This is a genomic window from Psychrobacter sp. JCM 18903 (assembly GCF_000586475.1).
Classification (GTDB): Bacteria; Pseudomonadota; Gammaproteobacteria; order Pseudomonadales; family Moraxellaceae; genus Psychrobacter.
This window is the reverse complement of the sequence record NZ_BAWJ01000014.1, coordinates 1-23,025: the sequence shown is the minus strand read 5'-3', so window position 1 is coordinate 23,025 and position 23,025 is coordinate 1. Positions and strand designations below refer to the sequence as shown.

Annotated in this window: 18 protein-coding genes and 5 pseudogenes; 9 read left to right on the top strand and 14 right to left on the bottom strand. The window is 43.8% G+C overall.

What is annotated here, in order from left to right; all coding sequences use genetic code 11:
- Nucleotides 1–408 precede the first annotated feature (408 nt).
- Complete coding sequence (locus TT12_RS10495; RefSeq protein ID WP_201581301.1) at nt 409–1,059, bottom strand: glutathione S-transferase; 651 nt, start codon at nt 1,057–1,059, stop codon at nt 409–411.
- A gap of 207 nt (nt 1,060–1,266) precedes the next feature.
- Between TT12_RS10495 and TT12_RS10490 the strand changes: the two genes are divergently transcribed.
- Nucleotides 1,267–1,596 carry a DUF3817 domain-containing protein gene (locus tag TT12_RS10490; RefSeq protein ID WP_201581784.1) on the top strand — a complete coding sequence of 110 codons (330 nt, stop codon included), beginning with the start codon at nt 1,267–1,269 and terminating at the stop codon, nt 1,594–1,596.
- A gap of 141 nt (nt 1,597–1,737) precedes the next feature.
- Here TT12_RS10490 and TT12_RS18530 read toward each other — a convergent pair whose 3' ends face one another.
- From TT12_RS18530 to hppD, 10 genes and pseudogenes are all read right to left on the bottom strand, one after another.
- Nucleotides 1,738–2,211: an iron chelate uptake ABC transporter family permease subunit gene (locus TT12_RS18530; RefSeq protein ID WP_279378875.1), complete on the bottom strand. Its 474-nt coding sequence runs from the start codon at nt 2,209–2,211 to the stop codon at nt 1,738–1,740.
- Between the two features lie 5 nt (nt 2,212–2,216).
- On the bottom strand, nt 2,217–2,654 hold the full coding sequence (locus TT12_RS18525; RefSeq protein ID WP_279378883.1) for an iron chelate uptake ABC transporter family permease subunit: 438 nt from the start codon (nt 2,652–2,654) through the stop codon (nt 2,217–2,219).
- Between the two features lie 150 nt (nt 2,655–2,804).
- Nucleotides 2,805–3,685: pseudogene (locus tag TT12_RS18520) on the bottom strand (iron chelate uptake ABC transporter family permease subunit); the annotation flags it as partial.
- Nucleotides 3,686–3,900: 215 nt separating this feature from the next.
- Nucleotides 3,901–4,206 carry a hypothetical protein gene (locus tag TT12_RS17420; RefSeq protein WP_243443591.1) on the bottom strand — a complete coding sequence of 102 codons (306 nt, stop codon included), beginning with the start codon at nt 4,204–4,206 and terminating at the stop codon, nt 3,901–3,903.
- 102 nt (nt 4,207–4,308) lie between these two features.
- Entirely contained in the window at nt 4,309–4,812 is a 504-nt protein-coding gene (locus TT12_RS17415) for a TroA family protein (protein ID WP_243443590.1), read from the bottom strand.
- A 255-nt stretch (nt 4,813–5,067) separates the two neighbouring features.
- Nucleotides 5,068–5,832, bottom strand: coding sequence for an ABC transporter ATP-binding protein (locus TT12_RS10470; protein ID WP_045454744.1), 765 nt, complete (start codon nt 5,830–5,832; stop codon nt 5,068–5,070).
- A 624-nt stretch (nt 5,833–6,456) separates the two neighbouring features.
- Nucleotides 6,457–7,843 (bottom strand): annotated as a pseudogene (locus TT12_RS10465) (Na+/H+ antiporter NhaC family protein).
- A 92-nt stretch (nt 7,844–7,935) separates the two neighbouring features.
- A complete protein-coding gene (locus tag TT12_RS10460) occupies nt 7,936–8,277 on the bottom strand; it encodes a 4a-hydroxytetrahydrobiopterin dehydratase (RefSeq protein WP_045454638.1) in 342 nt (113 codons plus the stop codon).
- A 126-nt stretch (nt 8,278–8,403) separates the two neighbouring features.
- Nucleotides 8,404–9,357, bottom strand: a complete 954-nt coding sequence (gene phhA / locus TT12_RS10455) for a phenylalanine 4-monooxygenase (protein ID WP_045454634.1) — start codon at nt 9,355–9,357, stop codon at nt 8,404–8,406.
- A gap of 188 nt (nt 9,358–9,545) precedes the next feature.
- Nucleotides 9,546–10,646 (bottom strand): 4-hydroxyphenylpyruvate dioxygenase, encoded by a 1,101-nt coding sequence (hppD, locus tag TT12_RS10450; RefSeq protein WP_045447873.1) that lies wholly within the window; start codon nt 10,644–10,646, stop codon nt 9,546–9,548.
- 145 nt (nt 10,647–10,791) lie between these two features.
- Between hppD and TT12_RS10445 the strand changes: the two genes are divergently transcribed.
- From TT12_RS10445 to TT12_RS10425, 5 genes and pseudogenes are all read left to right on the top strand, one after another.
- Nucleotides 10,792–11,730, top strand: coding sequence for a LysR family transcriptional regulator (locus TT12_RS10445; RefSeq protein ID WP_243443589.1), 939 nt, complete (start codon nt 10,792–10,794; stop codon nt 11,728–11,730).
- Between the two features lie 155 nt (nt 11,731–11,885).
- Nucleotides 11,886–13,081 (top strand): annotated as a pseudogene (locus tag TT12_RS10440) (amino acid aminotransferase).
- A gap of 251 nt (nt 13,082–13,332) precedes the next feature.
- Nucleotides 13,333–14,632: pseudogene (gene fahA, locus TT12_RS10435) on the top strand (fumarylacetoacetase).
- Nucleotides 14,633–14,767: 135 nt separating this feature from the next.
- Nucleotides 14,768–15,322 carry a VOC family protein gene (locus TT12_RS10430; protein WP_243443605.1) on the top strand — a complete coding sequence of 185 codons (555 nt, stop codon included), beginning with the start codon at nt 14,768–14,770 and terminating at the stop codon, nt 15,320–15,322.
- 146 nt (nt 15,323–15,468) lie between these two features.
- Nucleotides 15,469–16,521: a TRAP transporter substrate-binding protein gene (locus TT12_RS10425; RefSeq protein ID WP_045454627.1), complete on the top strand. Its 1,053-nt coding sequence runs from the start codon at nt 15,469–15,471 to the stop codon at nt 16,519–16,521.
- Nucleotides 16,522–16,602: 81 nt separating this feature from the next.
- Here the strand turns inward: TT12_RS10425 and TT12_RS10420 are convergent, their stop codons facing one another.
- A complete protein-coding gene (locus TT12_RS10420; RefSeq protein WP_227679040.1) occupies nt 16,603–17,490 on the bottom strand; it encodes an IclR family transcriptional regulator in 888 nt (295 codons plus the stop codon).
- 142 nt (nt 17,491–17,632) lie between these two features.
- On the opposite strand from TT12_RS10420, the gene maiA reads away from it, so the two are divergent.
- The 3 genes from maiA to TT12_RS10405 all read left to right on the top strand — a co-directional run bounded on the left by maiA (nt 17,633) and on the right by TT12_RS10405 (nt 19,814).
- Nucleotides 17,633–18,280: a maleylacetoacetate isomerase gene (maiA, locus tag TT12_RS10415; RefSeq protein ID WP_201604597.1), complete on the top strand. Its 648-nt coding sequence runs from the start codon at nt 17,633–17,635 to the stop codon at nt 18,278–18,280.
- A 353-nt stretch (nt 18,281–18,633) separates the two neighbouring features.
- On the top strand, nt 18,634–18,846 hold the full coding sequence (locus TT12_RS10410; protein ID WP_045454621.1) for a hypothetical protein: 213 nt from the start codon (nt 18,634–18,636) through the stop codon (nt 18,844–18,846).
- Nucleotides 18,792–19,814 carry an acyl-CoA dehydrogenase family protein gene (locus TT12_RS10405; protein ID WP_353511625.1) on the top strand — a complete coding sequence of 341 codons (1,023 nt, stop codon included), beginning with the start codon at nt 18,792–18,794 and terminating at the stop codon, nt 19,812–19,814. Before TT12_RS10410 ends, TT12_RS10405 begins: the two co-directional genes overlap by 55 nt.
- Nucleotides 19,815–20,171: 357 nt before the next feature.
- Here the strand turns inward: TT12_RS10405 and TT12_RS15595 are convergent, their stop codons facing one another.
- A complete protein-coding gene (locus TT12_RS15595) occupies nt 20,172–20,372 on the bottom strand; it encodes a YadA C-terminal domain-containing protein (protein ID WP_207804051.1) in 201 nt (66 codons plus the stop codon).
- Nucleotides 20,330–23,025, bottom strand: a pseudogene (locus tag TT12_RS10400) (hypothetical protein); the annotation flags it as partial. The gene TT12_RS15595 and the pseudogene TT12_RS10400, both read right to left, overlap by 43 nt.

Here is a 23,025-nt window from a genome sequence, read left to right as displayed (position 1 = left end):
AAAAGCAAAGCCATCGGCGTCACTATAATTGGCACGTGGATTCGTTGTTTGCGCACTCTTATATTCACACTCGTATAAAAGTTACTTTAACAACCATGCCAATCAATTCGTAATAGAGGTCACTCAAGAATATTTATATATTGATACACTTATGTTCATTCTAACCTAAGAGTACAAGTGTACACAATAGGCATTCAACCCTTTTAATACAAAGGTTATGAAAAGCGGCTATCAAACTGCCATAGATTGATATTTATTTTGAGAATAGTACTGTTGAGGTCTATCAAAATGATGAGGTTAAACAACTCCCTCACTATTAGGAATAGTTTAATGACGCGTGGATTCTTGCTAGACATATCTAAAATAGATTGATGAAATATTTACAAAGAAATGAGTGAGCTACTTTTGCTAAGAAGGAAAAATCACTGGCTCATCGCCATCTTGCCAAGGTTGAAACTTGGTCATGGCTTGTATAAATAATGGATGTGCAAGCCAGTTTTTTAGCCATATTTGCAGTTTAGGATAAGGCAAACTGTAAAAAACGTCGCGATCTACATGAGCAAATTGGCGGACAAATGGCATAATGCCGATATCGGCAATGGTCACACTGTCTCCTAGCAAATAAGTATTTTTAGTAAGCAACTCTTCTAAAATCTGTAGAAATGCTTCTCCTTTTTTCCGATATTCTGTTTGGGTAATTTCAAGATGACGGTCAGCATATTTATAGCGATCTAGCCAATGCTTAAACTCCTGATCGTTTTGCTCAATTAACGTATTACCTTGATGCAAAGTCTTAGGGTTCATCAGCTCTTGTGGGTCTTGCTGTTCAAGCGCCCACTCCATTATTTCCCGACTCTCTTCAATCACAACACCATCAGCGAGCTGTAAAACGGGCACGGTGCCTTTTGGGCTAATCGCTAGCATTTTGGCAGGTTTGTTTTTTAAGGTGATCTCCCGTAGCTCTACTGGCAACTCGGCAAACAACAGGCCAAGACGCGCGCGCATGGCATAAGGACAGCGACGAAAAGAGTAAAGACAAGAAAGGGAGTAAGCAGTCATATTTTTTTTCACAGTTAAAACGAGATCAGTAGCCTTAGAGTTACTGACATCAAGAGTCATTTAGTTTCGTTACTGATCTCTATTAAGGGTTGGTAAAATTAATACTTCAAAGCATTGAACAAAGCCAGTATCATAGCGGCATTGAAAAACCCTTACCTTATTTATTATAAACAAAAGGAAGATATAGTGTCGCAGGCTCAGACAACTATCACAGAAACACCTAATCTCACAAAAGATCAGAACTCTGTATTAAAGATTCTTACGATCATGGGTTATTTAGAAGGTACGTCCTTTTTATTATTACTTTGCATCGCCATGCCGCTAAAGTACATGATGGGTATTGCAGAAGCGGTCACCTACATAGGGATGGCTCATGGCGGATTGTTCATCGCGTATATTTTAATGCTGTTGATAGCCATCACCAAAATCAAAATGCCGCTTTGGGCGATGCCAGCAGGGGTACTCGGATCCTTTTTACCCCTTGGTCCATTTATATTCGATCATTTATTAAAAAAGAGCTTGAATAAAAAAGCTTAAAGCCCCTTAAAAGTAATGTCAAATGACTTACTGAATATGACGAACATTGGTGATTTTAAGATATAGCGCTATTCAAGCGCTGGACGGTATGTATTAATGACTGATCATGATTATTCGTCAGTCATTAATTTCCCATAAAAACTATCCACTTACTGCGACTGGCACTTTACGAATCAGCCATAAAAAGTACGCCCCACCAATGATAGCCGCAATAGTACCCGCAGGCAGCTCATAAGGGAAAATGATATAACGCCCAATCCAGTCTGCTATTACCATCACCCCTGTGCCTAACAAAGCCGCTAATGGCAATTGGCGCTCAAGCCTTACCGCACCGAGTGACGTCGCCAAATGTGGCACCATTAGACCAATGAAACTCAATGGCCCAACCGCAAGCGTACTGGCAGTACTTAGCGCCGCCACCAACACCAATAACGCGAGTGTCACTGGTGTCACTGCCACCCCTAAATTACGAGCGACCCCTGTACCCAAACCAAGCACTCTTAAGGGTTTGATAAGCAATAAGCTGAGGGCAAATAAAATGAGGGCAATGCCGATAAGATACCACACGGTGCTAGGCTGAGCGCTATAAGTCGTTCCCGATAGCCAGCTAAGCATCGCTTCTAGCGTGGATCGCCAGACAGCTTGACCATGTGCATCACCCCATCCATCATCGCGGCAATACCGATACCGACCAGTAATAGATAGCCAGAACTTACCTTACGTGCCAGCCAAATAACCAGCAATAACACAGCCATCGCTCCTGATAATCCTGAGATTAATAAAGTACCAGCTCCGGCAGATAGCCCTAAGCTTGGTAGCAGTAAAAATCCTAAGATAACCCCAAGCGCCGCGCCCGAGCTCACACCCAATACTTCTGGACTTGCCATCGGATTGCGGGTGAGTGTTTGCAATAACACACCAGCGATGGCCAACATCAGACCTGTTGCCGCAGCGCTCAAACTGCGCGGTAGCCGATACTGCTGGGTGATCGCCCAATCGGTACTTAGTCCCCAGCCACTGACGTCTTGGACAAAAAAACAGGCAAGTATGATTATCATTACCACGCCAAGAGTCCAGCGCCACCATGCCACAGGTGCATGCTTGCCCGTTAGCATCGGGGTTACTGTTTCTATCCGCTCGCGGCGCTGACGCAAAATCAGCCAAATAATCAGTGGTGCACCAAGAATACCCGTCATCGCCCCTGCTGGAATTTGCATATTTAGTATGGGTTCAAGTAATAAAGCAACATTGCTAGTCAGCCATAAAAGCAACGCCCCTAAGACAAAGGCTGCAAGCAGACGTTTGCTAATAGAAGCGACTCCCAGTGCATTGACCAGACTGGCAGCGCCAAGACCGATAAAACCGATTAGACCAACTTCGCTAACCACCAAAGCGGTAACGACCGCCACAATAAGCACTACCAATGCACGAATACCGTTAATCGGCACGCCCAAGCGCTTGCTTGTGAGTCATCGAGACTCATCAAGGTTAATGGTTTTAACAAGGGTAGACAGACAACCGCCATCACGACGGCTGTTATCGCTAGCATCGTACTGGTATACCAGCTATTCTGTGCCAAAAATCCCGCCGCCCACGACAGCATACCATTACTACGTTCAGCAAAAAACAACACCAAAACATTGGCAACGGCGGCAAGTAGAATGTTTACCACCAAGCCTGCCAATATTAAAATGAGCGGATTAAAACGACTGGGTGCTGACAATACAAAGACCAGTCCCATACTAATAAGCGCGCCGACAAAGGCCACATAAAGTCCGCCATAAATCGCTAAGCTTGGCAAAAACAAGGTCACAATGAGCATGGCCAATTGTGCACCAACGCCGACGCCCAATGTGGTGTCTGACGCTAATGGGTTTTTGACCAGCTGCTGTAGCAAAATACTGACAACCCCAAGCAGACCACCTGCCAATAGCGCCACTATGCTAGTCGCCACTATATGCAGCTGCGTCGCAAGACTGATAATGTCCAATTGCGAGCTTGGAATAAACAAATCACTGATTGGGCGTGTCCACTCCTGAGCGATTAATGCCCACGTGCTCCATACTGACAATATTACAAGGATAATCATTACTGCCCAGATGCGCCATGTATCCTCAAATACCGAAGGTAGTTTCCTAGGTAATTTTGGTGCTGGATTGGGAGGTTTTTGCATAAGCTTGGAGTGTTGCTCTGATGGTGTTTTCAATGTGGGCGACTGAGACGCTGCAAGTGAAGTCATAGGTTTGACATAATCAGTAGTATTATTGGTATGAGAGTGATGAGTCTGTGCGGCAGTATTAATAGTCATGATGCTGCCCCACCTTTTAATGTCACTGTTGATAAATTATTTGCCAAGCCGACCAGTGACGACATGCCACCATAAATCCATATGGGTGGCAGCTCACCCACGCAGCGCTCGTCGCCATAGCCTAGACGCTGCCAAACCAAACTGTCTTTAATCTCAGCTCGGGTTATCGGACTTAAAGGATCGATGATTAATAGGCAGGTCTCATTATCCAATTGAGCCAAGTCGCCCATTCGAATGGGGACAAACCCCCATTGATTGCCTTTGCCCAATACATCAAGCCCTTTGCCCATCTCTTTTAGCACGGCTGAAACAAACTATTTTTGACATACATGCGCATGTTATTGGCATCAGCAAACTGTACAACGGCAAATCTCTTTACTTTTGGATAGCGCTGCTGCAGACGCTCACTTGCCAGTTTGATATCTGTCTGACTTTTTTGTAATATAGCTTTCAGCCAAGGCTGGTTCATCAATTAGCTGTCCCAACTGACGAGTCGGCTCAGTATAATCTGCCCAAGTTGCAGTATCACCTTTAGCGGCGAACATGACCGACTCAGAGGGCACATCTCCATAGAGATTGCGGGCATGCTCATAAAAAAAGTTATCGATGACCAAATCGACAGGCAATTGGGCAACCAATTCCGCATTAGGCTGATAGCGAATGCCCAAATCAATGATTGAGGTTGGCAGTTCAGGCGTACCTACCCATCTGTCCCACACCCTCACATCACCCGTAGCTATCGGGGGGTAACCCATGGCGGTCAAGGTTGCCGCATTGCCCCAATCAGGTGAGACTATATTGATGTTAGCGTTATCTGTATTGCCCACTTGAGCGTCTTTTTGTGCCGTTATTGGTTGGTGACAGGCCGTCAGCATAGTGGTCAGTGTTAAGCTTGCTATGAGCGGCAAACACTTATATTTACTGATAGTGAGATTTGAGCCAGCTTTTATACAAGGTTTTATGAAAGATTTTATGGCTATTAAAGAGAACAGAGATTTATAAAGAGCAGGAAACATGGCGGCCTATCTTTTGCGCGAATAAGAGAAAATAAATGAAAAAGATGAGGCAAATACTAGGGCATGCCTCATTTTAAAAATGGTTATAGAAATTTAACCATTTTTAGCCTACTTATTCATTTTCGTTCAGATTTATGATATGCCCTATTAGGCAACAGCGACTGGCTGCCCCGTTGTAGGATGACTAAGCAGCTGCATATCGACGTTAAAAATCTTGTGCAATACTGTCGGTTGCATGGTGCTGCCGATATCACCGTTATGGCAAATACAGCCGTTTTTTAAGGCGATAACTCGATCCGCATACTGCGCGGCCAAATTAATATCATGCAAAATAATAACCACACTCAAGCCCTGCTCATCCACCAAACGACGTATAAGCTGGATAACTTCAAGCTGATAGTGCATATCAAGCGCGGCTAATGGCTCATCAAGTAATAAATATCTGGTGTCTTGTGCCAGACACATAGCAAGCCAAACGCGAGCGCGCTCGCCACCTGAAAGCGTGGCCGTAATGCGGTCAGCGAACGCCTCTGTTTGGGTGATGCGCATGGCTTCTATTACTTTATCTTTGTCTATTTGGTTGGGCTTTTGCAGCCATTTTTGATGCGGATAACGTCCTAACATGACCAGCTCACGTACTGAAAACCCAGCGGCTTCTGGTAGTTGCTGTGGCAAATATGCCATTTGTCGCGCCAGCGCTTTGCTACTGTAATCACTGATACGGCGCTCATCCAAGCTGATACTACCGCCATTACTTATCATCTCGCCTGCCAGCGCTTTGATTAAAGTCGATTTTCCTGAACCATTATGTCCAACCAAAGCGACCAATTGGTTGCTATCAATCTCACAGCTTACATTGTCTAGTAAGGTATTACCTTGGCGACTGATGGTCAATTGGTTTGCACGTAACATATCTGTACTCATCATTAATTTAAATCGTTGTATTTATATTGGACAGCCAATAAAAACCGATTTTACTCGTAAACGATAATAAAAACAATTATCATTAACTTAAAATATTATTCTTTTTGTTCCCGCTCGCTGTTACTTGTAAGTATCTATACGACCGATTTTCTTTTATCTGTGACACGTAACCCTTAAATACAAGCGGACTGCTTTATCCCCTTTATCATTTTTGAACTCGCACAAACCATTACTCATATCAATGAAGAACACTTCAATAAGTTGAGATAAGCTGATTGGGTTTTTAGTCTCTTTTATTTCTTTAACCACCGAAGAGCTGTCAAATACCAACGTCAGTAACGGCTATCTATGCCGAAACGATGATTGTACAAGTATTATTGAAAGACACAAAAAAACGTCTGCTCACTCTCTTGAACAAACGTTTTTACTCCCCTGTACAGCACGTACTACTCAACTTAGCGAGCTGCAAATCTGGTATATCGTACTCAACACCTATCAGCTTGTCTGAAATTATTGCAAGGGTATAAATAAAAACTAGGGCTTGTTATGTTGTCTTAGAAGACACAAGCCCTAGCGTTTTAATGCAGAATTTAAAGACAAAAGTTTTTCGGGTCACTGACTCTTGAGTCTGCTGATGGTAATTCCCGTAAAACCAAACAATATCGTTAGTAGTAGCGATAAATAACAGAAGAACGCATAAGGCAGATAATCAAGCACGGGCACGCCTAATGCTTGGCTGATAAACACGCCGCACACACTCCAAGGCACTAGAGGATTGATGACCGTACCTGCATCTTCAATGGTACGAGACAGATTCTTAGGATGTAAATTCAAACGCTCAAACGTCGGACGAAAGGCAGTACCAGATAATAAAATACTCAAATACTGCTCGCCAATAAGCACGTTAATACTCAGAGCAGACATGGCAGCGGCAAATATGGCGCGTCCTGATGTGGTTAATGTGTCTTTAATCCCTGATAACAGTGCTGGCAAAATACCCAATGCTGTGAGCAAGCCACCAAGACTGAGTGCCAATATCACAATCGCTTGAGTGAAGAACATACTCTGCACACCGCCGCGCGATAGCATACCACCGACTTCACCCAGCTCTAACGATTCAGCGGTGCATAGCCTGCAAATAAATAGCCGCCTAATTGTCCAAAGCTCGGCGAGCTGTGCAAATAAGTAATAATCAATGCTGCCACAATGGTACAGATAATCGTATAAATGGCATTGACACGAAAAACCGCCAACCCAACCAGTACCACAAATGGCAATACCGCATAACCATGTACCAAGCCACTTTCAATCAACTGACCTTGCAATACGGTTACTTGACTCAAGTCAGAGCCTGCGGTCTGCCAGAGAAAAACCAAAAAATAATGACCGTGAGTATCCACGCTGGTACCGTGGTATACATCATATTGCGAATATGCTCAAACAAATCAATACCCACCACCGATGAAGCAATGGTACAGGTGTCTGATAACGGCGACATTTTATCACCGAAAAACGCCCCTGAGACCACCGCACCAGCCGCAATCGCCACGTTGGCATCAAAGGCATTACTCATACCAATAAAAGCCACACCCAATGTCGCCGCGGTGGTCAAACTACTGCCCAAGGCAATACCAATAATAGAGGTCAATACAAAGGCTGAAATGTAATAATACTCTGGTGAAATCAACTGAAAACCAAAATACATCAGCGTTGGAATAGCACCAGACATCATTAAAGCGGCGACCATCAAACCAATAAAGAAGAATAGATAGATCGCACCGATACCACGCATGACACCCGATGCCATTTGCGCTTGCATGTCATCAAAGGTCAAGCCTTTAAACAAACCAATGCCTAGCAAGACACAAATAGCGAGTATCAATGATAAATGCGGTACCCAGCCAAAACCTATCATGGTAACGCCCATAATAGCGATGACAATGGCAGAAATCATAAATGCCAGTTGAGGTGAAATTTGGGTTAATATTTTTGGAGGCATCACACATCCTTAGCTTGCCAGTCAAATCTGGCGTTAGGGTTGGCTTTGAGTCGGACAAGTTTAATGAGTTGCAATAGCGATTGCTACCCTCATTATTGATCCAGCAGACTATCGGTCTTAGCTGCCATGACAAAATCATTGCGATGCAGACCTTTAATGCTGTGTGACCACCACGTAACCGTCACCTTGCCCCACTCTACCAATATGCCAGGATGATGCCCTTCTGCTTCGGCGATGTCTGCTAATTGATTGGCAAACTCCATCGCCTTGACGAAGTTTTTGAATTTATATTGACGTTGTAATTGCTTAATGCCATCAACCTCGATCAATGACCAATCTGGAATTTGCTGTAATAGCTCTTGTGCTTCGATGTCGCTGACCGTTGGCGCGCCAATGCGGCAGGCCTCACAGCTGGCTTGTGATAATATCGTCATTATAATGTCCTTTTATGTTAACTATTCATTTTTTTAATACTGTTACGTTTAATACAGTTACGTCCATGTTGACGCTGTCATTTACGGCTACATCATTCAAATGATGCCGTGTTTCTTAACCATGCATTAGGCGTTTTTTAATGCATAACTAGGCTCAAACAATCCTAGCGACATGGCTTGTTTGACCATTCCCATGATATCGCTATTGACGATATCAAATAATGTATCCAAATCATCAATGACATAATAAATCGGCTGGATATGATCGATACGATAAGGGGTACGTAACACATCAAGCAAGTCAAACGCTCGGTGCTCTGGTTGATTTTGCGGTTGATGCTGAGGTTCTGATTGCTGCTCAGAACCAGCATTGAGTGCATAAACCGTCTCAGACGGTGAGCTTAAAATGCCACCGCCATAGATTCGGCGACTGCTCTGATTTTGTCCCACCAAGCCAAACTCGATGGTAAACCAATAGAGCCGTGCCAAAAACCACCGTTCTTCTTTAGTGGCATTAAGACCCAGCTTGCCATAAGTTTCATTGAACGTCGCAAAGGCAGGATGGGTCAAAAGCGGACAATGTCCAACGATTTCATGAAAAATATCAGGCTCTTCGATATAGTCCATATCATCAAATCGACGGATAAAAGTTGCCACCGGAAAGGATTTATTGGCAAGCAATTTAAAAAACTTACCAAAACTGATTAATGCAGGGACAGCGGCAGTTTGCCAGCCAGTCGTGGCTTGCAATACTGCATCAATATCTTGCAGCTGCGGAATACGCGTAGCGGGCAAATTCAGTTTTTTTAAACCGTCTAGATAGGCTGGGCAGGCGCGATTGGGTATTTGCTCGGCTTGACGCTCAAGTAATGCCTGCCACATACCATTTTCATCATCACTATAATGAATATGACCATGGCTATCTGGCTGATGCGACACGTAAGGTTGTTTTTTAGGCATAGAATCCTGCTTTTTATGAGCAGAATCATCGTGACTGGCATCAGTGCCTAGCGTTTTGCAAGCAACGCTGTTGGCACCGATAGCTTTATTAACAGAATTCGTATGTGGTAGGCGTTCCATGCCTGTATTCCTTTTATTGCCATTAGCGCTCTGAATTTTTGCTAGTCGTTTTCAATCATGACTGAATCATAGCTCAGTCATCGCATTGAACACATGGTATTACAGAGCGCAGTGGTTATTAGGGACAAGACAAACTCCTTTTGCCCTGCCCGTTTATTTTATGGATTTTTCCCTAAATGTAGAGGCGCTTACGGTGTTTCAGTTTCTGGCTGACCAACCGTGCCACGACGGACTTGATCGCGCTCGATGGATTCAAATAGGGCTTTGAAATTACCTTCGCCAAAGCCATCTTCGTAATCACCTTTACGCTGGATAAACTCGAAGAAAACAGGGCTACCTAAGATAGTTTCAGAGAAAATTTGTAGCAGCAGACGCGGTGTTCCGCCTTCAGTGGTGCCATCTAACAAGATACCGCGCATCTGTAGCTCAGAGACATTTTCGCCATGATTTGGTAGACGCTCACTCAGCATTTCATAGTAAGTCGCGGTTGGAGCGGTCATAAGCGGGATACCCGCTGCTTTTAATTTATCAATGCTGGCAAACAAATCATCGCTGGCTAAAGCAATGTGCTGAATACCTTCACCGTTGAAGTGCATCAAGTATTCTTCAATTTGACCGCCGCCCTGCTTTGACTCTTCGTTCAATGGAATACGGATTTTGCCATCAGGCGCTGTCATGGCTTTACTGGTCAAACCCGTATATTCACCTTTGATGTCAAAAAAGCGGATTTCGCGGAAATTAAAGATGCGCTCATAAAAGTTTGCCCAATAGGCCATACGACCACGGTAGACGTTATGGGTTAAATGGTCGATAACTTTAAAACCATGCCCAACAGGACGACGGTCTACATCAGCAAAAAATTCAAAATCGACGTCATAAATAGACTCACCATCTTTATAACGATCGATGAGATAAATCAGTGAGCCACCGATACCCTTGATAGCAGGCAGGCGCAGCTCCATCACACCAGTGGGTACGTCTACTGGCTGCGCGCCCATTTCGATGGCACGCTCATAAGCTTTTTTGGAATTCTGCACACGAAAGCCCATGCTACAAGCGCCAGCACCATGCTCTTCAACGAAATAGCTGGCTTCGCTTTTTGGTTCACGATTTAGAATAAGATTGATGTCACCTTGACGGTATAGCGCCACATCTTTTGAGCGATGGTTGGCGACATGGGCAAAGCCAAGCTGTTTGAACAATGCGTCGACCGCATCCGGTTGAGGTGAGGCGAATTCAACAAAATCAAACCCATTCAGGCTCATTGGGTTGTCAAATAAATCTGCCATTGTAATCATCCTTAATTTCAATTGGTGGTAAAAATGCGATAAAAAATGTCTTCAATCAATAATTCTTATTGACGATGTATTTATATTAGATTAGGTTTATTTATAAGACTAATTGTTTTTTATGATTTATTTATCAGGTTTACTTATGAATATCAGCATTCGCCAATTAACCGCTTTCATTCAAGTCGCTGACAATGGCAGTTTTACCCGTGCCAGCGATCAGATGCATTTGACCCAATCTGCCGTTAGCGGCTTGATTAAGGAGCTAGAGTCCAGCCTTGGCATTGTGCTGTTCGACCGTACTACCCGCCAGCTGTCTTTGTCGGTAGTAGGACGTCATTTATTGCCGCAAGCACGGCGTATCTTGAATGAGATGCAGCTGTTTGAAAATGAGGCGAGCAGCTTAACAAGCTTGGCGCAGGGTCAAGTACGGCTTGCTGTTTCGCAGTTTGCCGCCTCCTCTATGCCAGCGGTCATCGCCCAGTTTTCCAAACAACATCCCGAGATTGGCGTGTCGTTATTAGATTGTTCGGCAGAAAACTTACTCAGACATATTCAGGACATTGAAGTAGATTTGGGTGTCGGTACTGAGCTTGGTTTTATGGAGGCTGAGGACGACATCAATGCTGATTTGTTATATCAGCTGCCATTTTGTGTGGTGATGCCTGACAACCATGCGCTGGCACAAAAATATGAAATAATGTGGCAGGATTTATTAGACATTCCGCTCATCACGCTGCAAGGTCCTTTCATTGAACAAGTGACAGCCGAATTGGACGACCGTATCGCCAGTCATATTCAACAGGCGCGTTACAAGGTCAATTTTATGTCCACCGCGCTTGAGATGACCCGTCAAGGCTTCGGCATTACCTTATGTTTGCCCTATATGCCCGAAGTCATTGACTGGGTTAGCGCCAATGGTTTACAAATGAGCCGCTGGCACAACCCGTTAAAATGCGGCAGTTTTTTATCTATCAGCGTTCTTCTCGTGCGTTATCGCCTGCTACCATTGCTTTTAAAGGCTTCTTGCAGAGCTATTTTTCCAGTCATTTTAATGACTTACAGCATACTTAAGTATCGCTGATACAGACATGATCGGTGCTTAAAGAGCCTTGAAACACAATGGTCGCAATCAACTATTTTATTAATTATGCAAGATAATTGAATCTCATATTGAGTTAACCGTCAATTTGCTCTATGATTTTTGGCGGCTTGATTTATATTTCATAAGGAAACAACATGTTTGAACGTATCGACTATTACGCTGGTGATCCAATTCTAGGGCTGATGGAAAAATATACAGCAGATAACAATCCTAAAAAGGTCAATTTAGGCATTGGTATTTATTATGATGAAAATGGTGTATTGCCTGTACTTGACTGTGTAAAAACAGCCGAAGAACGCATTGCCGATCCTATTGCGCCGCGTCCATATCTACCGATGGCAGGCTTACCAGGACATCGTAAAGGCTGTCAGGAATTACTGTTCGGTAAAGACGCACAGATTTTAAAAGATGGTTTGGTCGCCACTATCGCTACGATTGGCGGTTCTGGCGCGTTAAAAGTCGGCGCTGAGTTCATCCATGAATGGTTCCCACAATCTAAATGCTATGTGAGTGATCCAACATGGGGCAACCACATTGCTATTTTTGAAGGCTCTGATGTCGAAGTGGGTAAATACCCGTACTACGACAAAGCCAACAGCAGCATCAAGTTCGATGAAATGATTGCGTTTTTTGAGACGTTGAACAAAAATGATGTGATCTTGCTGCATCCTTGTTGCCACAATCCAACAGGTCTAGATTTGACCGTGAGCAATGGGATACCGTGCTGAACGTCGTTCAAGCGCGCGAACTGATTCCATTTATGGATATTGCCTACCAAGGCTTTGGCGAAAACATGGACAGCGATGCTTATGCGATTCGTAAAGCTGTCGATATGGGCTTGCCATTGTTTGTCAGCAACTCATTCTCTAAAAACTTATCGCTATATGGTGAGCGTGTCGGCGGTCTATCAGTTGTTTGTCCAACGGTTGACGAGACAGAGCGCGTCTTCGGTCAGCTGAATGCTACCGTACGCCGTATTTACTCAAGCCCGCCATCACATGGTGGTCGTGTGGTCGATATCGTTATGAACGACGAAGCACTACATAAGCAATGGGTTGGCGAAGTTTATGCGATGCGTGACCGTATCAAAGCCATGCGTTTACAGCTAAGATCAGTGTTAGAGGCCAAAATCCCGAACCGCAACTTTGACTATATTACCCGTCAAAACGGCATGTTTAGCTTTACTGGTCTGACGCCTGAGCAAGTCGAACGCTTACAAAGCGAGTTTGGCATTTACATGGTTTCCAACTCACGTATGTGTGTGGCTGGACTGAACACCAGCAACATCGACTATGTGGCCAATGCCATGGCAGACGTCTTGAAAGACTGAGTGAGCACGCATTAAAGCGGTGCGGTAGTCAGTAATAGCGATTCATAAGAAGGTTGAGCGAGTGCTCAGCCTTTTTTATGTCCTGCGTTTTCCTATTTATTTTACCAAAGAACATCAATGTCCCTAGTATCACGTCTCTTTTAAGAAAACACTGCACAAAAACCCTTGCAATCTCCACTTTGATAAATTACATTATGCGTAAGTAGTTAATTATAACGTAATTCATTATATGCTTTAGCAAGGAGCAACCTATGTCAAAGATTGACAACACCCTCACATCCTTTATCGATATCGCCGCTGATTCTGACTTCTCCATTCATAACCTGCCTTATGGTATTTTTAGTAATGCCAAAGACGCTGCTGGTAATAACAAGCGCCGCGCTGGTGTGGCTATCGGTAAGTACGTATTGGATTTGGCTGTGCTCGAAGCAGAAGGTTTACTGAGCTTAGAGGGCGGTCCATATTTTGATCAACCAACGCTAAATGCTTTTATTGACTCAGGTCGAGACAATTGGACTCAAGCACGCTCAACCATCCAAACCCTCCTATCTAGTGCTAGCGACGCCTTGTGTGATAATCAAGACTTGCAGAAAAAAGCGCTATTTAATCAAGCAGACGTCACCATGCATCTGCCTGTTCACGTCCCAGGTTTTACCGATTTCTATTCGTCTAAAGAGCACGCTACCAACGTCGGCACTATGTTCCGTGATCCAAACAACGCCCTACTACCTAACTGGACTGAAATGCCAGTCGCTATAACGGACGCGCCAGCACCGTCATCGTCAGTGGCACTGATGTGATACGCCCCTCTGGTCAATTAAAGCCAAACGCTGACGACCGCCCTATTTTCTCAGCCTGCAAGCGTTTAGATTTTGAGCTTGAGACTGCTTTTGTAGTTGGTAAAGGTAATAGCATTGGTCAACCAATTGCAGTAGACAATGCCTCTGAGCATATTTTTGGCATGGTTTTGCTCAACGACTGGTCAGCCCGTGACATTCAAAAATGGGAATATGTGCCTTTAGGTCCATTTAATGCTAAGACCTTTGCTTCTGAAGTCTCGCCTTGGATTGTGACTATGGATGCGTTGGCACCTTTTAAAACGGCATGCCCGATTCAAGAGCCAAAACCATTGGCATATCTAAACGAAAAAGACAGCAATAATAGCTATGACATTCATCTATCAGTTGAGTTATTGCCTGAAAACTCAGATAGCGCCACTGTGGTTTGTGAGACCAACTTCAAACATATGTATTGGTCAATGGCGCAGCAGCTAACCCACCACACCATCACTGGCTGTAAAGTGGAAGTTGGCGATATGATGGCTCAGGTACGATTTCAGGACCAACGCCAGATTCTTATGGCTCAATGTTAGAGATTGCTTGGAATGCGACCAAACCTGTCACTTTAAAAGGCGGCGAGACCCGCAGTTTTATTGAAGATGGCGACACAGTAATCATGAAAGGCTATAGCGAAAAAGACGGCATTCGTGTCGGCTTTGGTGAAGTACGCGGCAAAGTACTGCCCGCGCTTAACTTTGATTTTGACAAATAGTCTAGAAAAAATGTGAGCACTATTGTTTTGAGCTGCCAAGCAACCATCGACCTATAGTCAATCGGTACTGGCAGCCTATTACTCACTGCATTCCCTATCAAAAGGAGTTTGATATGAGCTTTAAAAATTGAAAAAATCCATCATGTGGCTTATCGCTGCAAAGACGCCAAAGAAACCGTTGAATGGTATCAAAAATACCTAAACATGGATTTCATCCTTGCATTTGCTGAAGACCACGTGCCTTCGACCAAAGCCTTTGATCCTTATATGCATGTGTTTTTAGATGCTGGTAATGGCAACGTATTGGCGTTTTTTGAAGTGCCCAATCAGCCTGAAATGGGTTTTGATCCGAATACCCCAAATTGGGTGCAACACTTAGCCATGAAGGTAAAAGACCGTGATGCCTTAATGGCAGCAAAAAAGCATTTAGAAGAAAATGGTATTGATGTGGTCGGCGTGACCAATCACGGTATCTTCCATTCTATCTATTTCTTTGATCCTAACGGCCATCGTATGGAACTCACCTACGATGATATTACCTCAGAAGAAAAAGTCTCGATGATTACTGAAGCCATGAAGTATGAGATGTTAGAAGAATGGTCACTTACCAAACGCGCACCAGCTCATACCCAGTTTTTACATGCAGAGGAACTGGCTGAAGCAAGAGAAGGCGCGCCTGTCGGTGAGTGATTGACCTGTTATTGTGTTCGTTATCTCTTTTTATATGACTAATTAGGGCGTGCCATCATTTTAAGACCACTAAATGCATCAATATACTAATTGATGACACGCCCTAGGTAGCGAACAATATCTAACCATCATGAAAGGATTCAATGATGAAAATAAGACCCCCTTTAGGAATACTCTTAGCGACCTCGCTCGCGATGACTGGTTGTTCTAATAACGACCCAGCAATAAACGCTGATGTAGATACAGGCGATGTGACTACTCTAAGATTCTCACACTTTATGACTGCCAATGACAACATAAACACCGAAGCATTGCAGCCATGGGCAAAGAAAATTGAAGAAGAATCAAAAGGCCGCTTAAAGATTGAGATCTACCCTTCTGCTACTCTTAGCAAACCGGGGGCTACTTATGATGCTACCGTAAAAGGTATCGTTGATATTGGTATGCAAGCGCAAGGATATACAGCAGGGCGATTTCCTTTGACTCAAATTGTAGAGCTGCCAGGTATCACCAATACTGCACAGCAGCAGAGCTGCATACTTCATAAACTGTATGATGATGGTGTCATTAAAAATGAGTACGAAGATACTCACCTGCTAGCGCTGATAGGCACTGGACAAGGCGCTCTTCATACGGTTGATAAACCCATTCGCACGCCAGCCGATATGAAAGGTTTGCGTATTCGCCAACCTTCGGCCGTTGCTAGCCACATTATCGAGGCGACTGGTGCCGCACCCGTTGGCATGCCTGCCAGTGATACTTATACCTCGCTTCAGCGCGGTGTCATTGACGGACTCAGCTTTACTTGGCAGCCCATTCAAGCTTTTCGTCTTGATGAGCTCATCAATACACATACCAACATACCTTTTTATAATTCTACTTTTGTTATCAGTATGAACAAAGATAAATATGATAATTTGCCCGATGATCTCAAGAAAGTAATTGATGACAATTCAGGTGCCGAGATGGCAGCACGTGTCTCCAAAGTATTTGACGTCAGTAACGCCAAAGCAATGGCTGCCGCTAAAGAAAAAGGCGATATCATGATCGATATCCCTGATCCACTCAATGACCCAGACTGGAAAGGTCCATTAATGGAAGGCTCGCAGCATTACCTTGACGAAGTGAATGCCACTGGTCTAGATGCTAATAATGTATACGAAAAAGCTAAAGCAGCAAGTAGCGCCTGTCTCGTTTAAAGAAGTAAAATAATTACGCAGTGGTTTTCTACCAAAAAACAGTCGGTTTATATGGTGAAAATTATGTAGCAAAAGCACCAGCTACGCAATTTGATAACGCTGCGCTATCGCTAGAATTTGCTCAACCACGTTGTGTTGCTCACTCATGGGCAATTGCTCTGTCGTTCCAATGATAGTGATGGCGTATTCTAGTGGTAGTCCTTTGCTAGCAGTTTTGTCACTAACAGCAGATAAATTAACAGCGCCATTAGCAAACGACGGCACTATGACAGGAATGGTGATGGCATTAATCCCCATGAGCATATCACCCGTGACCGTCGCATAGCCTTGGGTACGAATCTTGGCTTGCAAATGACTGAAATTCTGCCATTTTTCTGTGATTATTGCTTCATTGTCTGTCTGCCATTCAGCTGTTACCAATGGCTGAATGACGGCATCTGGCTGATAACTGGCAAATAATTGCCCCGTCGCCGATGTCGTCAGCGGCATACGTGAACCGATACGAGTGATAATACTAATCGGGCTATCTGGTTCAACGGACTGAATAATAATAGGACCTTCGCTAAACCATTTGGCAATCTGCACACCGCAATTCAGGGTGTCTTTGATTTCATTAGCGATGTGCGTCAGCCGCTCTAAAATATTGTTTTGACTAAATCCAGAGTGCCACAATGCTGCCAATGTGTTAACCCTATCGCCTAGCCCGTAGCGACCATCATCAAGCTTACGCGCATAGTTTTTACGTATGAGGCTGACCAAATAACGGTGACACTTTGCTGGATGCATTTGCATCACTTGCGCAATATCTTTTAGCATCATCGGCTCATTATGATCGATAAGAACGTCTAACACCGACAATCCAATCTCCAGTGACTGGACGCCACTTTGACTTTTATTGGTTGTCACGGGATTTTCTAAAGGGTTTTCAGCTGCTGGCATGTTTTGCTCAATGAGTAATTTACTTGGCATATTAATCTAATATATTCATGAAAAACTGAAATGAAGAGGTAACGTCATAAGAGTTATTTAATTGTATAACATACATTTCGTATTATTAATTATAACTGCTTATCTCATTCACAACCTACCATAATAAAAGGAATTCACAATGATGACACTTTATGGCTACTTTCGCAGCAGCACCTCGTATCGTACTCGCATAGCGATGAATCTCAAAGGCTTAGACTATGACTATATTTCGGTCAATTTAGCAAAAGATGAGCAGTTAGCAGATGCGTTTAAATCACTCAACCCACAAGGATTGGTGCCTGTTTTACAGACCGATGATTTATTACTATATCAAAGCCCAGCCATTTTAGAATGGTTAGAAGAGGTTCATTCTGAAAACCCGCTATTGCCTAAAGACGCGGCTGGACGTATGCAAGTACGTGCCATTAGCGCTATGATTGGTTGTGATATTCATCCTATTAATAATCGCCGTATCTTACAATATCTACGCAATGAGCTGGCGGTAGACGAAGAAAAAGTCATGGCGTGGTGCAACCGTTGGATGAGTGAGGGCTTTGCGGCGTTAGAAAAAATACTAGCAAAAGACAAAAGCCGTGGAAAATTTTGCTACGGTGACAGCCCTACTTTTGCAGATTGCTATTTGATTCCTCAGGTCTCTTCGGCGCGACGTTTTAACGTGGATTTAAGTACCTATCCCAATATCGTCGAAATTGACACGCATTGCCGTACGCTCAAAGCATTTGCCGACGCTGATCCTAGCATGCAGCCTGATGCGCCCAAGTCTCAATAAATAATCAAACAGGGTGCTTTCAGTAAGGGTGTTTTGCTATTAAATGACTAGAGAATTTAATAACAAAACGCCCTTATAATTTCTGGACTCAGAGCTCAGACAAAGCAATCAAAGCGAATGACTGCCTGAAAACAGGCAAAGCATTGATACTCTTAAGCCAAACATAGTATTCAATATTTCATCGAATCATCACCTCTACTTTTCATCTCAATATAATATTCCATATATTCAAATTATTGGTTGTATAGCAGTCAACTGTTGGCTATTCTTGGTATAGGCGTTGTTATATCTCAAATTTAGAATTGATTTTAGATAAACATACTGTTTTATACATTAAAATAAGGTTGGATATTATGAGTTATACACCTTTATCAAATAACAAAGACGCTCTACCATCCCATGCCGCTCAAGATATTTATGATTTAGCCCTATCGGTAGAGAAGAAACAGAAACCTGTAGAAAAATTGCACCGACAGTGGTCAAAAAACTGTCAGAGTTGTCGCTATTTAGGATGGGACTGCCAAAATCGTTGGGAGGATGGCAAGGCAATCCTGTGGAAACATTAAAAGTTTATGAGACGCTAGCCAGTGCTGAAGCCTCAGTTGCTTGGATCGTTTGGAACAATCATTTGGCCTGCACATTTGGACGGTTTTTAGACGAGCCTAGCATGAAGGAAATATACAGTGACCCCTCTCATGTCTATGCGAACTCTGCACGCCCTGAAGGGATTGCTAAACAAACCGCTGAAGGATATACGGTCTCAGGTCAATGGACATTAGTATCAGGTTGTGAATTGGCAGACTGGTTTGTGCTGCGCTGCTTGGTAATATCTGAAGGCTCGCCTACGACCCTTGGACCGGGTGCAAATCTAAAGTTGTTCTTTATTCCAAAAGAAGATGTGGAAGTGATTGATACTTGGCATGTTGGTGGACTAAATGGTACAGGCAGTCATGACATCGTCATCAAAGACGCGTTTGTGCAGGAACGTTATGCGGTCGATTTTGATAGCCCTGTCGCCATCGATAATGCGTATAGCCGCCTACCAATCGGCTGTATTAATGCCGCTGGCTGTGCAGCGATGGCACTGGGTGTCTTAAAAGCAGCGACAGATGAGTTAATCCAAATTTGCCTTGAGAAAGTAACGCCCGGTAAAAGCCCAGATTTGCGTGATCGTGCAGCAGTACAAGCGACTATTGCTAAAAGCAAAACACTATTAGCGTCTAGGCGCGCACAACTACACAATAGTGTCGAGGTATTATGGAACGAAGCACAGCAACAGTATGCCTTTACCGATATACAGCTGGCTGATGTGTGGGCAGCAGCCTGTGAGGCAGCGAGAGAAGCCAGAGCCATGGTATCGGAGATTTATGCGGTCGCTGGTACGGTCTCGCTATATAAAAAACATAGAATAGAAAGAGCGCATCGAGACATTCATGCTATTTTACAACATGGTATCGTGCAGCCACATTGGATGGAGCAAGCTGGCATGGCTTATGTCGGATTGACCCCAAATGCAGCCATGTTCAGAGTATAGAATTGCTTTTATAAAAATAAATAAGCTCATAGAATGAGGCTTATTATCGCTTGGCTATTGAGCTAAAGAAAAACAAATCATTGTTAAAAATCATATAGTGACTACCAAATAGTGATTATCAAATAGTGACTACCAAATAGTGACTACCAAATAGTGACTACCAAATAGTGACTACCAAATAGTGACTACCAAATAGTGACTACCAAATAGTGACTACCAAATAGTGACTACCAAATCATCACGCTGAAAACGTCTTCATGCTCATGTCGCAAAAAAGCAAGGCATCAGATGCCTTGCTTTTTTATGACTAATTTTTATAACTAACAAATCACTTTACTTGATAGTAGCTTGATTGCTTTAATCAAAATGGAAGCCTGCACCAATCGAGCCGCCAGCGTTACCTTGGGTATCAGCGGTGCCGTTTACCTTCATGACCCAACGACCATCATTGGATAACTTCGAGAAGCCAATAGCAACTGCACTTTCCCCATTGTACGTTCCTATACCGCCACCGATTAAGGATTTACCAGCGATGTAAGCTTGCGGTAGTGAAGACATTGCCATGGCGGCTGAGATACCAGCATTTGCATCTCTTCGACTTCACCAATTTTATAACCTAGCTCATTCATGTTGTTGCCAAGTCTTTGACTAACAGCATCTAATTGACCCATATTTACAGCGTCTCTGGGTGCCATGCCATCAGCCACATCAGTGATCTTGTTGCCAGCGGCGTTGATACCGCTTGCAGTCATACTAGGACCACCGACAATGCTGACGCCATTATTATTAATTGTCGTATTGCCAGTTTTGACGCTATCGATATTAATATCACCGTTTAGATCAAACTTAATACTACTGCCTGCTGCTGTTGTGGTGATGTTATTACCACCTGTGAAGGTGAGGACACTGCCATCGCCTACTGGTTTGTTGATGGTAGCACCGCTATCAGCACCAAAATTGAGACCCGCATCTATTTTATCCTTGTTCACTTTGATATTGGTCGTATTAGTGTCGATGTTTGTTTTATTCGTGGCAATATTCGTGGTATTGGTTTGGATATTGGTAGTGTTGGCTTGGATGTTTTTATTGATAACGACTTCTCCTTGCTTAATAGAAGCAATCGCACCGTCGATACTATTTTGACCAGTACCACCAATATTACTATTGGTAAAGGTACCATCTACAGGATTGTAGACTGTCTCACCGCCAATGATACTACTGATGCCACTACCTTGTGCATAGAGCTGACCACCATTGATAGCATCTTTGCTGCCTTCAGAGACATCGCCATTCACAACGTTTGTAATCTTAGTGTCAGCAGCATTGATACCCGCTTTGGTGACACTAGGTCCACCTGTAATAGTCAGCCCATTATTATTCATAATGGTATCACCCGTCGTTACGCTATCTAAATTCAGGTCTGGATTTAAATCGAAGCTAATGTCATTGACGCCTGCCAATGGTGCAGTAGCAAGTAGGCCAGGGCTAACATTATTGTCCGCTGATCTAGATACTTTAATATTACCATCTGTACTGTTCAAATCGATGGCGCTGCCTTGTTTGATCATAGTGGCAACATCACCCTGAGCCGTTAGTCCCCAACCTTGATCAAGGGCAAACGTCGTGGCGTTCAACTGTCCGACAGTCGCCGCATCTGTATCTGCAATACCAGCAGCTACATTGGTGATTCTGTTAAAACCATTGTCAAGACCACTACTGCTCAGTCTAACCGTTCTACCGGGACCATTATCGGTAAAGGTAAAGCCATTACTATTCATAATGCTATTACCAATCTGCATGCTACCCTCATTGCCTAAATTCAACTGGTTATTCAGTTTCACCTGAACACCCGTTGCCGAGGCCATCGTCGTAATGTTGCTATCACCAGTGACGTTGATGGTATCACCTAAAGCAAACTGCTGGTCGTTGGCACTATTGCCATCACCGATTTTGATGCCTTTAGCCACGAGACTATTGGTTGCTGACAATTGGTCGAAGTTTACCGCATCCTTACCTGTGGTCGCTTCTGCAACGTTAGTAATTTTATTGCCACCATTGTTCAGACCATTGGCTGAGATGCTGACACCGCTACCAAAGTTTGCGCTGTTAAGACCAGTTAAATCTTTCGCAAGTTTCACGGTCAATGTGCTGGTACCGTCAGCAACGACGCCAATGTTGTTGCCATTTGACAAGTCACTTGCCACGGTCGCGCCACCTTTGATTGTCAGCTTGTCACCAAGCTGACGATTAACGGTAGTACCCGTGTCACCATCGAAATCAAAACCTTTATCGATGGTCGTGGTCGTGGCTTGTAGTTGACCAAAGTTTACGGCATCGCTGGCTATTGTACCGTTAGCGACATTGGTAATTTGATTGCCACCATTGTCCAGCCCACTATTACTGAGTCTGACCGTTTGATTAGTCCCACCCATAAATGTGACACCATCAGCGTTGACGACTGTAGTTCCTGTGGTCAAGCTGGTTGAGACTAAGTCGGCAGCAGTAGCAACTTTGATACCGCCATTGTCAGCGGTCAAGACAATATTGTCACCAGTAATAAAGTTGGCTGTATTATTGTCTTTATCCAAAGTCTTGACATCAGCACCATTGATTTGTGTCACTACCGTTTGCATCGCACTATCGGCTTTTACCAAGCTTGCCTTACTACCTTCGCTTAGATCAACTTGATAGTCGGTGATATTGGTATCAGGATCTTTGACACTAGTGCTAACTGTTAGTGCATTAGCATCTGCAGTAGAAACACTGGCGCCATTGGCATTGACAGTATAGACATCCTGTCCAGTATCGCTATCGGTTGAAAAGTCAACACTGGCAACATTCGTACCTTTAACTACTTTGGTTCTCGCTCCTGCGGCTGCCATTTGTACATCACCAATATTCGCCGCATTGCTTACTGTATTACCACCGCTTTTTACTCCCTTGATCTGGGTGTCGTTGGCATTGATACCAGTAGTAGAGATACTAACACCACCAAAATCTGCACTAGTGAGGCCCGTTAAAGTTGGAGACAGACCGAGAGCAATTCCATCGCCTGTTGATAAGCCAGTGGTGGTTAAATTGCTGTCTGTATCAAACTTAATTTCTTCACCCAAGGCGAAGGTTTTTTTGAGAGTGCCGCCGCTACTTGCATCATTCACGTTAAACTTGATGCCTTTAGCAATATTGTCAGTATTGGTACCAATATTGGTGG